The sequence below is a fragment of the Gulosibacter sediminis genome, from assembly GCF_023370115.1.
In the GTDB taxonomy this organism is placed as follows: domain Bacteria; phylum Actinomycetota; class Actinomycetes; order Actinomycetales; family Microbacteriaceae; genus Gulosibacter; species Gulosibacter sediminis_A.
In genome coordinates, this window is sequence record NZ_CP097160.1 from 1904265 (window position 1) to 1918997 (window position 14733).

Annotated in this window: 10 protein-coding genes and 2 pseudogenes; 6 read left to right on the forward strand and 6 right to left on the reverse strand. The window is 62.5% G+C overall.

The window, feature by feature from the left end:
- Nucleotides 1-10: 10 nt before the first annotated feature.
- Complete coding sequence (locus M3M28_RS08805; protein ID WP_249386105.1) at nucleotides 11-1456, reverse strand: TRAP transporter large permease; 1446 nt, start codon at nucleotides 1454-1456, stop codon at nucleotides 11-13.
- Complete coding sequence (locus tag M3M28_RS08810) at nucleotides 1453-1983, reverse strand: TRAP transporter small permease (RefSeq protein ID WP_249386106.1); 531 nt, start codon at nucleotides 1981-1983, stop codon at nucleotides 1453-1455. The genes M3M28_RS08805 and M3M28_RS08810 overlap by 4 nt, the downstream gene beginning before the upstream one ends.
- A 348-nt stretch (nucleotides 1984-2331) precedes the next feature.
- Between M3M28_RS08810 and M3M28_RS08815 the strand changes: the two genes are divergently transcribed.
- The 4 genes and pseudogenes from M3M28_RS08815 (at nucleotide 2332) to M3M28_RS08830 (ending at nucleotide 6488) form a co-directional block, all read left to right on the forward strand.
- Nucleotides 2332-3378 (forward strand): helix-turn-helix domain-containing protein, encoded by a 1047-nt coding sequence (locus tag M3M28_RS08815; RefSeq protein WP_249386107.1) that lies wholly within the window; start codon nucleotides 2332-2334, stop codon nucleotides 3376-3378.
- A 96-nt stretch (nucleotides 3379-3474) separates the two neighbouring features.
- A complete protein-coding gene (locus M3M28_RS08820) occupies nucleotides 3475-4737 on the forward strand; it encodes an IS30 family transposase (RefSeq protein WP_431193841.1) in 1263 nt (420 codons plus the stop codon).
- A gap of 407 nt (nucleotides 4738-5144) precedes the next feature.
- Nucleotides 5145-5694 (forward strand): annotated as a pseudogene (locus tag M3M28_RS08825) (hypothetical protein); the annotation flags it as partial.
- A 92-nt stretch (nucleotides 5695-5786) separates the two neighbouring features.
- A complete protein-coding gene (locus M3M28_RS08830) occupies nucleotides 5787-6488 on the forward strand; it encodes a FadR/GntR family transcriptional regulator (protein ID WP_249386109.1) in 702 nt (233 codons plus the stop codon).
- A 13-nt stretch (nucleotides 6489-6501) separates the two neighbouring features.
- Here the strand turns inward: M3M28_RS08830 and M3M28_RS08835 are convergent, their stop codons facing one another.
- Nucleotides 6502-7497 (reverse strand): asparaginase, encoded by a 996-nt coding sequence (locus M3M28_RS08835; RefSeq protein WP_249388033.1) that lies wholly within the window; start codon nucleotides 7495-7497, stop codon nucleotides 6502-6504.
- Between the two features lie 180 nt (nucleotides 7498-7677).
- On the opposite strand from M3M28_RS08835, the gene M3M28_RS08840 reads away from it, so the two are divergent.
- A complete protein-coding gene (locus tag M3M28_RS08840) occupies nucleotides 7678-9090 on the forward strand; it encodes a purine-cytosine permease family protein (protein ID WP_249386110.1) in 1413 nt (470 codons plus the stop codon).
- A gap of 291 nt (nucleotides 9091-9381) precedes the next feature.
- A pseudogene (locus tag M3M28_RS08845) lies at nucleotides 9382-10359 on the forward strand (IS30 family transposase).
- Nucleotides 10360-10433: 74 nt separating this feature from the next.
- Here the strand turns inward: M3M28_RS08845 and M3M28_RS08850 are convergent.
- From M3M28_RS08850 to M3M28_RS08860, 3 genes are all read right to left on the reverse strand, one after another.
- Complete coding sequence (locus M3M28_RS08850) at nucleotides 10434-11765, reverse strand: aspartate aminotransferase family protein (protein WP_249386111.1); 1332 nt, start codon at nucleotides 11763-11765, stop codon at nucleotides 10434-10436.
- Nucleotides 11755-12768 carry a polysaccharide deacetylase family protein gene (locus tag M3M28_RS08855; RefSeq protein WP_249386112.1) on the reverse strand — a complete coding sequence of 338 codons (1014 nt, stop codon included), beginning with the start codon at nucleotides 12766-12768 and terminating at the stop codon, nucleotides 11755-11757. The genes M3M28_RS08850 and M3M28_RS08855 overlap by 11 nt, the downstream gene beginning before the upstream one ends.
- 601 nt (nucleotides 12769-13369) lie before the next feature.
- On the reverse strand, nucleotides 13370-14680 hold the full coding sequence (locus M3M28_RS08860) for an Nramp family divalent metal transporter (RefSeq protein WP_249386113.1): 1311 nt from the start codon (nucleotides 14678-14680) through the stop codon (nucleotides 13370-13372).
- Nucleotides 14681-14733 lie beyond the last annotated feature (53 nt).

Consider the following 14733-nt stretch of genomic DNA (forward strand, 5'->3'; position numbering starts at 1 on the left):
TTGGTGGTCATTAGCCGGCGGTCGACGCGACGAGGCCTGGCAGGAATAGGGAGATTTGTGGCACGAGGAAGAGCAGCGTCACGACGGCGAGATCCACAAAGAAGAGTGGCGTGACGCCGCGGAATACCGTTTCGCTCGGCACGCCTGAGGTGCCCGCAACGACGAATACGTTGATGCCGACCGGCGGCGTGACCATGCCAATCTCGATGAGTTTGACGATGAGGATGCCGAGCCAAATACCGTCGAAGCCGAGCTCAATCGCGATCGGGTAGAGAATCGGCACGGTGATGACGAGAATCGACAGCGATTCCAGCACCATTCCGAGCGGAATCAGGCACACAAGCAGAAGTGCCATCGTGAGCATCGGCGGCAGCCCCATGCCTGCGACCGCCGAGGTGATCGTGTCGGGCACGCGGGCCGCGATGAAGAACGTCGAGAGGATGCCCGAGCCGACGATGATCATGAAGACCATCGCGGTGGTCGACCCGGTGTCTTGCAGCGCCGAGCGGAAGGCCGCGAGCACAGCCTTGAAGCCCTTCTTGCGGTTCTCGATGATAAGGATCACGAGGGCCGCGACGGCGCCGATTGCCGCCGACTCGGTCGAGGTGAAGAACCCCGAGTACATGCCGCCGAGCACGATGGCGAAGAGGATCACGACGCGGATCGCGCCGCGCCAGGGCAGCTCGCGCCAGGGGGTGGTGTCGCCGGCGGGCTGCTGCGCCGGCGCATCCACCGTGGCCGTGGCCGTCGTGCCCGAGGCGACCGACGACTTCGAGCGCAGGCCGCGCAGCTGCGCCGCGTCGGTGTGGGCCTTCGCCGACACGGATGCGAGGCTCGCGTCGGCCGAGGTCGTGAGCTTGCGGCCGCGCGCCATGATGTAGATCGTGTAGGCGAGCGCCGAGAGCAGGCCCGGGATGATGCCGGCCGCGAGCATCTGTCCGACGGACTGCTGGGTGAGGATCGCGTAGAGCACGAGGAACGTGCTCGGCGGGATCATCACGCCGAGGGTGCCGGCGACCGCGACGAGCGCCGCCGCGAAGTGGGCCGGGTAGCCGTGGCGGCGCATCTCGCCGACCGCGAGCTTCGACATCGTCGCGGCCGTGCCGATGCTCGAGCCGGAGACCGCCGAGAAGCCGGCGCAGGCCATGACTGTAGCGACGCCGAGGCCCCCAGGGGCGCGGCGCGCGACCCGGCTCGCGATGGCGAATACCTGCTCGGCCAGGTTCGCGCGCACCGCGAACATGCCCATCAGAATGAACATCGGCACGATCGTGAGGCTGTAGTTCGCCGTGTCAGAGAACGGTGTCGAGCCGAGCACGTTGCCGGCGAAGCCGAAGCCCTGCAGCAGGATGAGGCCGAGGGCGCCGGAGACGCCGAGCGCGATGGCCACCGGGGTCTTGATGGCGAGCAGCACGAGCAGCGCGACGAGCGCAATGATTACTGCGATGGTGGTCATACTCGGGCCCTTCGGAGGTCGCTGTCGGTTGTTTCGTCTGGCGACGGTGTCGAGGTTTCGGGTTCGTCAGCGACGGCAATTTGGCTGGTCGCGAGCTCGACGTCGTCTTTCGCGCCGAGCGGGTCCTTCTTCGTAATGAGCCGGATCAGGTTCACGATCGCGACGGCGAGGAAGCCGAGCAGCCCGATGACGATGACCCAGCGCATTGGCCAGACCGGCCAGCGCACGAGGCCGAAGCGCTCCTCGGCGCGCTCGGTCGCTTCGATCGCCCGCGTAATCGACGCCCAGGTCATCCAGGCTAAGAACAGCGTGGTTACCGACCAGGCCACGAGAAAACATACTCGCGCCCAGGCGTCGTTGAGTCGATCGGTCACGAGCGTGACGGCGACGTGTTCGCCTCGGACGGCCGCGATCGGCAGCCCAAAGAAAATCGAAATCACGAGACACGATTCCGCGAGTTCGAGCACTCCCGGAATGCTCGCTTTTGTGATGTAGCGACTAATGACGTCGAGCGTGATTGCCAACATGAGTACCACCAGACTCAGCGCCGCAATAACGCCCATGAATTGACTGATTCCAGTGATAATTCGTTTCAAGGCCACCTCGCCTCCTTACTTTTTCGTCGCACCGGTCACTTCTGCGCGCCGGCCGAATTCAGTGGTCCCGCCGCTGCGCTTCTTTGCTGACAGCCGACGGGTTTGCACCCCACATCCGAGTATTGCCGTCACGCGCCGAGAAGAATTGACCTGCGCCGCACACCGAGTTATCCAGCGGCGCACGCCAGATGCTCGAAAGCCGCACCCCGCGTCGTTGCTCGCGTGGGGCGTAAACTTACGAGGTCATCCCTTGATTCAGCGACGCATCAGGAGACACGCATGCCGACGCTCCACTCCCCCGTATCCCAGCTGCCGCCGACCTCGACCGTCGACGCGGTGGTGAACGAACTCATCCCACCAACGACGCCTGGCGGCGCGATCCGCCAGCGCGCCGTCGTGCATTCGTTCGCGCAGTGGGAGCGCGTGGTCGCGAAGCAGTTCATCAAGCTGCACCTGCGCACGACGTCGGACTCGTTCGAGGGGGTGCTCGAGCGCATTTGGGTCGAGGACATGTGCGCGACGTACATGTCGGCCGACCAGCATTCGGTGCATCGACTCAGCACCGACACCGACCCCGACGACCCGCAGCTGCTCAAGCTCTCGCTGCTGGTCGAGGGCGAGTGCGTCGTGACGCAAGGAGAAAACAGCGCGTCACTCGGGCCTGGCGACGTCACTGTCTACGACACCGGCCGCCCCTACACGCTCGAGTACGCGGGCCCAATGCGCACGTTCGTGTTGATTTTCCCGATGCACTTGCTCGGCATTCCCCGCCGGCTGCTCGCGGATGCAACCGCGCTGCGGCTGCGCGGCGACGAGGGCATCGGCAAGGTGATCAGCCCGTTCATGCAGCACATCGCCGAGAACCTCAACATGCTCACCGACCACACGGGCGTGAAGGTCATGCACAGCGCGCTCGGGCTCATCTCGACGCTGCTCTCGACCGAGCTGGCGGCCCAGGCGAGCATCCAGCCCGAGGGGTACCGCGCCGACATGGACAAGTATCGGAGCTTCATCGAGGCGAACCTGGGTGACCCCGAACTCTGCACTGAGTCGGTGGCGGCGGCGCACTTCCTCTCGACGCGGTACCTGCAGCACCTGTTTAGCGAGGACGGCACGACGGTGTCGGACTTCATTCGCACGCGGCGGCTCGAGCGCTGCCGCGAGTCGCTACTCGACCCGGCCCAGGCCTCGCTGACGATCCTGCAGATTGCGCAGGAGTGGGGCTTCGTGGATGCGGCGCACTTCAGCCGCACGTTCAAGTCGGCCTTCGGCACGAGCCCAAGCGTCTACCGCCGCGCCCACCAATCGGCCGCCACCCGCCCCTAACCCACGACAGCGAGGGGTTGAGTGGTCACTTTTTGTAGTTCTGGCAACGGCGGGTTCTTGGGGTGAGTGCAATTCCCTGAAGTTCAGGGAGTTGGTATGTATCCACTGGCGTACCGGGTACGCGTGATCGAGTTGGTGCTGGACGGGATCCCGGCACGGTCCCGGGCACTGCGACAGCAGTGTCCGGGCCTGGGCATGGCAACGTTGTCGCGTTGGCTTCGATGGGCAGGAGTACGCATGCAACAAGGACGACCAAGCGCGACCCGCTCCCCGGTCGTGTTCCCGACCCCGCTCGACCCGGACACGCTCCCGCACGAAGGGCACGGGCGCCGCCTCCAACTCGGCGACCGGATGCTGATCCAGCTCGGCCTGGACGAGGGCCTGTCCCAGGCCCGGATCGCGAAGCTGATCGGGTTCTCCCCGGCAACCGTGTCCAGAGAAATCCGTCGCTCCCAGCTCACGCTCGACACGAGCGGGACGACACAACAGCAGTACAGCGCCAAGTTGGCGCAGTACCGTGCAGAACATGCCCGCGCCCGCCCGAAACCCCGCAAACTCGACACGAACACGCCGTTACGGGACGTGGTCATCGGCTACCTCAACAAGAAATGGTCCCCGCCCCAGATCGCTGCGCGCCTGCCGGTCGTGTTCCCGGAGAATGCGGCCATGAGGATCAGTCACGAAGCGATCTATCAAGCCTTGTACGTCCAAGGCACGAGCGGGCTGCGCCACGAACTCACCGTCGCGCAAGCACTACGGTCGGGCCGCACCGGCCGGAAACCTCAATCGAAACTCCCGCCACGCAACTCCCGGCCGTGGCTGGACGGATACCGGCTCGCGGACCGCGACGAGCAACGCGCGGCCGAACACGCCGGGCGGGCCGTGCCCGGGCATTGGGAGGGCGACCTCGTGGTCGGGCCGAACAATTCCGGGATCGTGACATTGATGGAACGCGCGAGTCGGGTGTGCCTGATCGGCCGACTCCCCGGAGCGCGGGACTCGCAGACCGTGATCGATGTGCTCACGGGCATGGTCGAACGACTCCCGGCCGCGGTGCGGGCGTCAGTGACGTGGGACCAGGGCACGGAAATGGCGCAGCATCGACAGTTCACGGTCGCGACCGGGTGCCCCGTGTTCTTTTGCGATCCGCACTCGCCGTGGCAGCGGCCGAGTAACGAGAACTTGAATGGCCAATTGCGGTGGGAATTCCCGAAGGGCACTGACTTCAACACGATCACGGACCAGGAGCTACAAGCCGTTCAAGACAGCTTGAACTCCCGGCCCCGTGTCGTGTTGCAGGGCTACACGCCAGCTGAAAGACTCCAACAACTTATCGATGGAGTTGCACTCACCGACTGAACACCCCGGTGCCAGCACTACAAAAAGTGACCACTCAACCCCCTCCTCAGCCCCCATGGGTGGGGTGGCTTGGGGTGTCACATGGTGGATGCAACAAGGAATTTGTTGAGGCGTTTGAACCGTCCAGGGATTGATGCTGCTCATTTTTGATTTGAAAGGATGGCGTCATACCAATGAAGAATTGAGCCCGCGCTCCGCGGACGAACAGTCCGACTCATGCTCGACCACCGTGCCGAGTATTTCTCGATCACGAAAGCAATGGCTGGGGTCGCTCGGTAGGACGGTATCGGCACGGGATCGCACCAGCGCTGGTCCGGCAAGCGGATACCGACGTACGCATCCGCGATGGGCAGACCAACGCAGAAGCCGCATAGATCAATCGGCTCAAGGCCGCGAACCGTGGTCCGTGGACCGGCTGGGTGAATGTCGCGTTCATCCTCGATGTCTTCTCGCAACGAATCGTGGCCTCGCACCCAAACCAGCAAGCACACCGACTTGGTCATGACCCCCTGCGGATGGCGTAGCAGGAACACAAGCGGCACGGGCATGCACTCGGTGCCGGCAACCGCGGCATCACACCGGTGCAGGGCCCCGATACGCCTCGGTCGTGTTAGCCGAACACCTCGAGTTCGAGCAGATCGCGCCATCGATCGAGTCCGTCGGCGACGCGCACGACCGCGACCTCATGGGAACGATCAACGGCCTGCACAAAGCCGAATTCGTCCGCACCACCGTTATTCACGACGGCACCCATAAGACCATCGCCGACGTCGACTAGCGACAACTGGCTGGGTCGACGGGCACGACCACCGATGGCTCCACGGTAGCCCCGGCGAGGTCATCCCCGACGAGTACAAGGCGGCCCACTACGCGGCACTCACGCGAGCGCCGATCCCTTTCATAGAAGCGGCACAGAACCTCGGACGGCTCACAATGCATTCTGCGCACCGCCCCTAAAAGTAGGCGGGAAACTCCGACGCCGGCACGATTACGGAATCGCTAGTCTCTGGTTCGGCAAGCGGTCGACCTGGACGTGTCAGAATGTAGGCATGATCGGTCGCAAGGATTGGTTTTCTCGCGAGCGAGAACTGCCTCGTTCCAACGCCGCGGAGGCTATTCTCGAGGATCTTGTAGAAGGTATCCGAACGGAACAAATCGAGGTCGGCACGCGCTTTCCGTCCGAGTTTGACCTCGCAGGGCACTACGGGGTGAGCCGACCTATCGTCCGCGAGGCGCTCCGGTCGTTACAGACTCTGGGGCTCACGCAGACCCGCACCGGTAGCGGCACCTACGTCATCGCCACACAGCCTCGATCGCCGCAAAGATTCGGCGATTACACGACGCGCGATCTTATGGAGGCCCGAGCAGCAATCGAGGTCCCGTCCGCACGACTCGCAGCACGCCGTCGCACCGAGGCGGATGCAGCCGAGTTGATGAACCTCTGTGATCGCCTCGATCACGAGAGCCAGTCCAGCGCCTGGGTCGACTTGGACTCCCTATTGCATGCTCGCATCGCGGCTGCATCCGGCAACGCTGTCTTCTCGATGATAGTGGCTGACGCACGCAAGGCCTTGTCGCAGCAATCCGAGTTCATTAACCTCGTCGCGGACCGGCGTCAGCCGTCAAACATTGAGCATCGGGAAATCGTCGAGGCGATCATCGCTCGCGACTCGGAGCGAGCAGCCGCGGCCATGCAAGCGCACCTCGGTTACGTCGAAGATGTCGTCCGGCCGATGCTCGAAAATGACTGACGAACCGGAACTGTCAGCTGCCAATCCGCTCACCGACGAGGTTTTTGGCGAAGGTTAAGCGTCGCTGTTCCCAGTCAAGCTCGCTTGCCGCAAGCACGCCCAGCTTCGCTAATGCGGCTTCAGCGGTCAGGTCTCCGCCGCTCCAAGCACCGGCTTGATACAACTGTGCACCGACCGCATACCGCCCAAGTTGCACCGCCCCAGTCTGGCATTGTGTGACAATCACAATCGGCGTCCGAGCTTTAACGGCATCCGCGACAGCCTCGTACATGCCAGGACTACTCATCGGCGCCGTTCCCGCACCGTAGCACTCGAGCACGAGGCCATCAGGGTACAGGCGAATCGCCGCGCGCAGGAGTTCAGCACCGAACCCGGGGAACACCCGCAGAAGCCCGACCGACGGCCGAACACTGTCGCTATCAACCGGACGAGTCGTGACGGCTGCCGGGACATATGTCCCGGGCGCCGTGTCTCCAAGATTGCGGCGTGATGCAGAACGATAGTCCACGAAGGCCGCATCTTCATCACTCGAGCGCTTCACCGCTCGAACTGCAGGAAGGATGACACCACCGAACGCGATTCGTACGCCTGGCTGACCGTCACTGGCGGCCTCATAGGCGGCCAGGAAGTTGGATGTCGCATCCGTTTCAATTTCACGGAAGGAACGTTGCGCACCCGTAAAGACTATGGGGATCGAAAGATCGCGCAATGCGAAGGCTGAGACAGATGCCACGTAAGCGAGCGTGTCAGTGCCGTGTACGACAACTATCCCTCGTGCCTGCGCCGAGCCTTCACGCAGCAGCCCGGCGATTGACAAGGCATGATCAAGATCAGCATCGGCGCTGTCAATTACCTCCCCGAGTGCGACATATCTCCAGGGATGCACACCCGTTGTGACCTGGGCGATCTGCACCATCTCGGCCAGGTCTGTCTCCAGATCTGTCGAAGCTTCAAGGCCCTGCCCGTTATCGAACATGCCGAATGTGCCACCGGTGTAGACGACGAGCATCGACACTATCCAGTTCCTCTCTCGCAAATTAACCTGTCAACCTGCTAGACAGATTACTTCAGTTGACGATACCCTGCTGAACGAGAGCAGCGCCGCGCCGAGCCGCACGTTGACAACTGCGCGACTTCCGACGCTCGCTCCCACATTATTTGTGATCCACAATGGAGAGGAGACCTGCACATGGGTGCACAGGCTGATTTCGAGACGCAGCGAAAGCCTGCGGTCGATGAATCCAACGAAGAATTCATGCTGGAACGCGTCCCAAAGAAGGCTCGGCGCTCTTGGTGGTCACAGTTCGTGATCTGGGTCGGGTTCGGCTACGTGCCAACAGGCCTCATCGTGGGCGGACAATTGGCAGGCACCTCCGACGGCGGCGGCATGCCGTTCAACGAAGCAATCCTGACGATCGTGCTCGGACAAGGCATCCTGTTGTTGCTCACGTTCGCCTTGGGTTTCGCCGCGATGAAGACCGGTCTTAACCTGTCACTCATCTCACGCTTCTCATACGGCGCCAAAGGAATGGTGCTCCCCATGCTCGTCATGGGGCTACTTACGCTGGGCTGGTTCGCTTCAATCGTCGGCATGGTCGGTGAGATCTTCGACGCGGCGTTTGGGAGCTTCACCGGAATCATCTTGTTCAACGGACTGAGCCTTGAGTTCGTCATCTTCTCGCTCATCTGGGGCGCGATCTTTACGTGGTCGGCCTATAAGGGCATCGTCGCCCTCGAACGCATCTCCGCACCGGCTGCACCCTTTGTCTTGATCGTTGCAATCGTGGCGGCGGTCATGATGACGTCGGAGTTCGGTGGCATGGGCAACGTTATCGCCGAGGGCGCGACCCGCACCGGCACTTCAATTGGCACGGGAATCACGCTGATCATTGGCGCATGGATCGCGGGCGTCATCATGGGCGTCGACATCTTCAGATATGCAAAGACCGCAGCTCACGTATTTATCGGTGCCGGCGCCTGCTTCATTCTCACCAATCCACTGCTCAACCTCGTCGGCTACACCGGCGCTATCTCCACTGGCGACGCAAACTTCATCAGTTGGATGGTGACCAAGGGCATCGTCTTCGCCATCCTTGGTGTGATTCTCTGGGTCGTCGCCCTGTGGACGACAAATATGTCTGAGTTGTACTGCAACGCCCTCTACCTCGGCCCCGCCGCGAACGCACTGGGCTTCAAGATCTCGCGCACGACGATCGTCATCGTCATCGGCGCTATCGGTAGCATCCTGGGCGCCCTTGGGTTCTACTCGTACTTCTTTGCCGACTTCATCACCGTGCTTGGCGCCGCGTTCGTACCCCTCGCCGGGCCGATCCTGGCAGACTTCTTCGTGGTGCGACGCCGCGAGTACACCCAGGCGAACGTCAACGACCTGCCGCCGGTTCGGTGGCCCGGCATCGTCTCGTTCCTGATCGGCGCGGTCCTCGGCATCACTTTCCAGTACTGGATGCCGTTGCCGGGAGACTTCCCAGCCGGCCTCGCCGCTCTTATCGTCACGTTCGTGATTCACATCGCGCTCTCCAAGGCCATGGCTCGCCGACCCGAACAGCAGGAAGTGGTCTCGGCGGACGCAGGTATTCACTAATCGACAGACTCCCGGAAGGGATTGCCCCGCTACACGGCGGGTTCTCGCGATCCCCGCAACACCTTGACCTTTAAGGAGTTGCGGGGGTCTTGTCATTCAATGAGTTGAAAGAGAAGTTTTTGAGACGCAAAGGCGCTCGGACGTCGGAATCTCAACGGCCGCTCGCGAGGTCGGTGTCAACCCGAACACCGCGTTCGGGTAGGTGCAACGGACCAGGCTCCGAGGACATGGTGCGGCGGAAACCATCCCCCACGTCGTCAGTCTGAGTACATGCAACTCCGTGCCGACGGCATGCCGCAGGGAGACGCTGCGGCCAGAGTGGGTGTTAACGTGTGCTCAGCGAGTGACCGGGACCAAGGGATCCGGCACACGCGTAACTCGCGCCTCTCTCATGATGGCTCCGTTGTCGATTACAACACTGGCAAGACCATGCAGGTAGTTGCTCCCGTCCTGCCGCCGGTGGCGGCTGTGCTGAATCCCCGTTATTTCACGCTCGAGGAGCGGGAGACGATCACTGACCCGCACCGGAGTGACGTGAGGCTGCGGAGGATTGGTGGCGTGCTGCGCAGGCCACCTTCGACGATCAAGCGTGAGCTCGATGGCCGTTTCAAAGCAGGACGCTTTCAGCCTTATATCGCGCATCGTGCCTGGGCTGCGTCGAGGTCGGGACCGAATAGTTCGAAGCTCGTCGCTCGCGTATCATTGCGAGAGTACGTGCAAGAGACGTTGTCGGCGCGGTTGCCGCCGGAGCAGATCAGTCACTCTCTGAGGAGGGAGTTTCCCAAGGTCGAGGACCGCGCGTTGCCTGGGCATTGGGAAGGCGATCTAATCGTTTAGCCAGGCAGCGCTTCGGCGATTGCGACACTGGTGGAACGAACGACTCGGTACCTGCCCGGGGGCATCTGCCTGGTGGGAATACTGCAGGGAAGGCGCGTGGCGCCCTCACCGGATTGATCGGAACGATACCTGAGCATCTGCGGGGGGTCGCCGTCCCGGTATCAGGGCACCGCGATGGCCGCTCATAAGCAATTCAGCATCACGACCGGGGTTCCGGTCTACTTCTGTGATCCCCACTCACCCTGGCAGCGAGGTAGCAACGACAACGACAACGGGCTCCTGCACCGGTTCATCCCCAAGAACACAGACCTCCGCCCGTACGAGCACTAGGGCCTCGAGCACGTCGTTCAAGAGCACAATGGTCGTCCACGCAAGACGCTCGGCTGGGATACCCCAGCCGAGCGTCTGCGTGATGTACTGATGGCCTCTTAACCATCAGGCGTCGCGAGGACTCTTAGAAACCGCCCACACCTTGACGGGCTGTCCTCTTTGTCCTCAGGCCCCATTTACCAACCCGAATATGCAGCGACCTCCGCATCGTTGACTGCGCCGTCGGCGACGTCGCAGATAGCCTGATCGATGACACCGATAGCTGTGTCGATATCCGCGCGAGTTATTACCAGCGGGGGTGTTATCTCGAGGACATTCTCACCGACAGAGAAAACTGTCACCCCGAGTTGCCACATGCGGTAGATAACCTTGCGGGTCATATCACTAGCGATGGCTGCGGTGTCGCGATCGAGGACGAGTTCTAGCCCAATGTAGAGGCCATGTCCGCGGACGTCGCCGATATACCCGGCACTCCGCCCACCCTGAACGCCACCGCCAGCCATTAGGTCACGCAGTCGCTCAGCGAAATAGGCGCCGAGCGATGCTGCGCGAGACGCGTAGTCTTGTTCCTCGAGTTCATCGAGCACCGCAAGCGCAGCAGTTGCGCATACGGGGTTGCCCGCCATCGTCAGCAGTGCTGAGGCTGATGGTGCATCAAGCACCCAAGCGGGCCCTACCGCGGCACCAATCGGGAGGCCGCCGCCGAGGGACTTTCCGAAGCAGACGATGTCGGGGGTGACTGCGTCGTGCTCGTAGGCGTGCATCCGGCCTGTCCTCGCTAACCCCACTTTGACTTCGTCAATCATCAGCAGCGTGTCGAACCGGTGCACGAGTTCTGCCAGTTGTGCGAGGAAGCCCGGCGGCGGCACGACGAGGCCCCCATCTGCAAGGATTGGCTCGACCACGACCACCGCAACGTCGCCACCCGCCAGGGCGGTTTCGACTTGCGCGAGCGCATCCGCTACCGACTCTGCCACCGTTCCTTTGTGCGGACGCAGGGGGTTGGGATACGGTACAAAAACTGCATCCGGATCAACCTGAGCACCCCCTTCCACGAGCACGCCAGAGACTGCTTGCGCAACACCGAAGCCACCATGATATGAGTGGTTGAACGCGACAATTTTTCGTTTGCCCGTCGCGTGCCGAGCGCACCTGAGCGCGACATCACACGCATCAGAACCAGCATGGCCAAGATAAACGCGGCGATCGCCCTGACCAGGTGCGAGGGCGAGTAATCGCTCAGCCAGCAAGACCGCCGGCTCGTGCATGATCGACAAACCGGCCCCAGGCTGTCCCCGCAACACCTCCGTGACGGCAGCAGCGACTCTCGGATGCCCGTAGCCGAGTCCTGCCGCAGTCCACGTGGCCGTGAGATCCAGATAGTCTCGACCATCTAGTGCCGTCAGATGTGCACCGGAGCCCGACTTCATGGTGGCGGGAAAAAACCGCAGCTTCTCGACACCGGCAATTGCCGCGGCGTCACGACGAATCAGTTCCTCATGCAACAAGATCGGGCTCCCGCTGGTTGTCCTGGACCCCGGAACGGCTATGGGTGGCCGCGGGAGCCGGCACCTGGGCAATGAACTGATCCGCGATGTCGCTGCGGCGCATGAAAGTGACGCCGTCAAGTCCCTTCGCCCAAGCGATGAACTCGGCAAGTGCGTGTGCCCGGGCTGGATTGCCAGTAATCCGGGGATGCAGGCCGATCGACATCATGCGCCCGCAATCGTCTCCGTCGTCGAGCAACTGCAGTACCGTGCGCTTGGCTGTATCGACGAAGTCGGTGGGAGAAGCGTACCCAGTGCCCATGACGTAGCGACAATCGTTCACAACCAGCGAATACGGCACTACAAGGTGTGACTTGCCTCCCACCTGAGTCCAATGCGGGATGTCGTCACCGTAGTAGTCAGAGTCGAAGGCGAAGCGACCGTCCTCGACGAGCAGTTCGCGGGTATTTACCGACATCTCTCGGCAGTACCATCCGTTGGTCGCTAGGCCGAGACTCTCAAAAGAATTCATTGCACGATCAATCACTACCTTCTCCTCGTCACGGGAGTACTCGTAATGGTCAATCCAGCGGTAGCCGTGGCCGACGAGGTCGTCACCGCGCTCAATCATCTTTTCTGCGACGGCAGGGTTGCGCTCCAGCGCCACCGCCGAACCAAAAATGGTCGCGGGGATTTCGTGACGGTCAAAGACGCGGAACAAGCGCCAGATCCCCGCCCGTGAGCCGTACTCGAAGAAGGACTCTTTGGCGAGATCGCGCTGACCTTCAACATGAAACGGGATCTCGTGCATGCCCTCGTTGTGGCCATCGCCCATCGCGAACGAGTGTTCCGAGCCCTCCTCGTAATTGACGACGACGTTGATCGCGAGCTTCGCGTCCCCGTTCCAGCGCACGCGCGGCGGCCGGGGGCCGTATCCCGGAATCTCCCGATCTGGCCCGGGGATTCCCGTTACGTCGTCGTTTCGGTACCAGCGGTTCTTAGTGTTTTGCTCGTGGTCTGCCATCTGCCGCTCCTCTTCTGTGAGTCCCATTGGGGCGAACGTCGTCGTCCAGTGCCATGTTCACTCCCCTGCCGGGGTTCAATCTGTCAACCTGCTTGACAGATTCAAGCTACCGTCGCGCTTAGAGATTCACAAGATATCGGCGGACCCTAACTCGCAATTAATGACGGAGCAAACCTCAGGGGTTCAGTCCTCGGCAGCATTGTCAGTGCGATGCGTCTCAGTGACCATCCGCGTCCTCATCATTGCGGGTGTGAAACCACTGTTGCCGAAGACCGACCAGAGGATTTCCCGCCAGCCCCACGCCATCGTCTCGATGTAGGACACCCACCCAGCGCAGGCGCTCGACTGAATGATGTGGTCAGAGTCCGAGGCAAACGGGTCATTCGAAGCCCTGCCCGCCTAGTTTCCGGCTACATATCCGCGCGGCAAGGTGGCCAATACGCTCACCAGCACCGGGACGCTGACGACTGACCCGTCACACTGTTTCGAGCAGGAGGGGGTTGAGTGGTCGTTTTTTGTAGTGCTGGCGCCGCCAGCACTACAAAAAACGACCACTCAACCCCCTTCTCAGCCCCATGGGTGGGGCGGCTTGGGCGGGGCGCTACGCCCAGAGCGAGAAGCCGAGGCGGATCGAGAGCGCGAGCACCGCGGCGATGCCAAGGATGCCGAACAGGTTCTGCCACCAGGTGTTCGTCATCTCGTGCATGAGGCTGCGGCGGTTCGCCATGACGACGATGATGATCGCGAGCACCGGCGCAATGAACACGGTCAGCGCCTGCGCGATCACGATGAGCTGCACCGGCGAGCTCTGGAACACGAGCGTGATGCCCACGCCCCATGCGAGAATCGCGCCGGCCGCGATGCGCGCGACGGTCGTACTCGCGCTCGCTCCCTTGCCAAACGCATCCGAGAGCAGCGTGCCGCCGGCCATCGCGTTCGTGATCATCGACGAGAACGCGGCGCCGAAGAAGCCGAGCGCGAAGATGAATCCGCCAATCGGCCCCGCGAGCGGCTCGAAAATCTTCGCGAGCGCGGCGATCGACTCGGCGCCCTCGCCGGTCTGGCCGAGCACCGACGCGGCGACCACGATGACGAGCGCCGTCATGACGCCGGGCGCGATGATGCCCGGAATCGTGTCGACGAGCGTGATGTCGCGGTAGTCGGCCTCGGTGCGCTCGCGCTCCTTCGTGCCGTACGCCGTGAAGAACGCGGCGTTAATCGAGAGGTTGGTGCCAACCAGCGCGACGATGAGCAGCCACGAGCCGTCGGGCGCGGTCGGCAGCAGGCCCGAACCGGCTGCCGCCCAGTCGGGGTTCGCGACGAACGCGCTCACGATGAAGCACACGGCCATGAGCGCGACGATCACGATGAGCACGCGCTCGATCACCTTGTACACCGACCGCAGCATGAGCAGCGCGGCCACGAGGACGCTCACGATGACCGTCCACATCACCGGCGACGATCCGGGAATCAGCATCGACAGCCCGAGTCCCGAGCCGACCGCGTTGCCGACAGAGAAGCAGAGGCAGATCAGGAACACCCCGACGCCGGCGAGCACGCCGACGACACCGCCAAGGTGCTCCTTGATCGAGGTGATCAGCGACACCGGCGATTTGATACCGAGTCGCACCGACATGTCGGTGATGAAAATCATGAGCAGGGTCGAGACCGCGATGACCCAGATCAGCGTGTACTGGTACGAGCTGCCCGCATGCACCGCGGTCGTGAGGTTGCCGGGCCCGAACTGCCACGCGCCGGCGACGAAGGCCGGCCCCATGAGCGCGAGGGTGCGCCACATGCCTCGGCGCTTGCGCTCGGTGTGAATCATCGTGTCGATCGCCTGCGTGCTCACGCGTCCGTAACCGGTTCCGGGGGTCTGCACGCGCGGAAGAGATTGTTTGGAGTTCGCCATTTCAGCTTCCTCATTTCTGCGTCGGCCTCATTGCCGACACGTCGCCATTGACG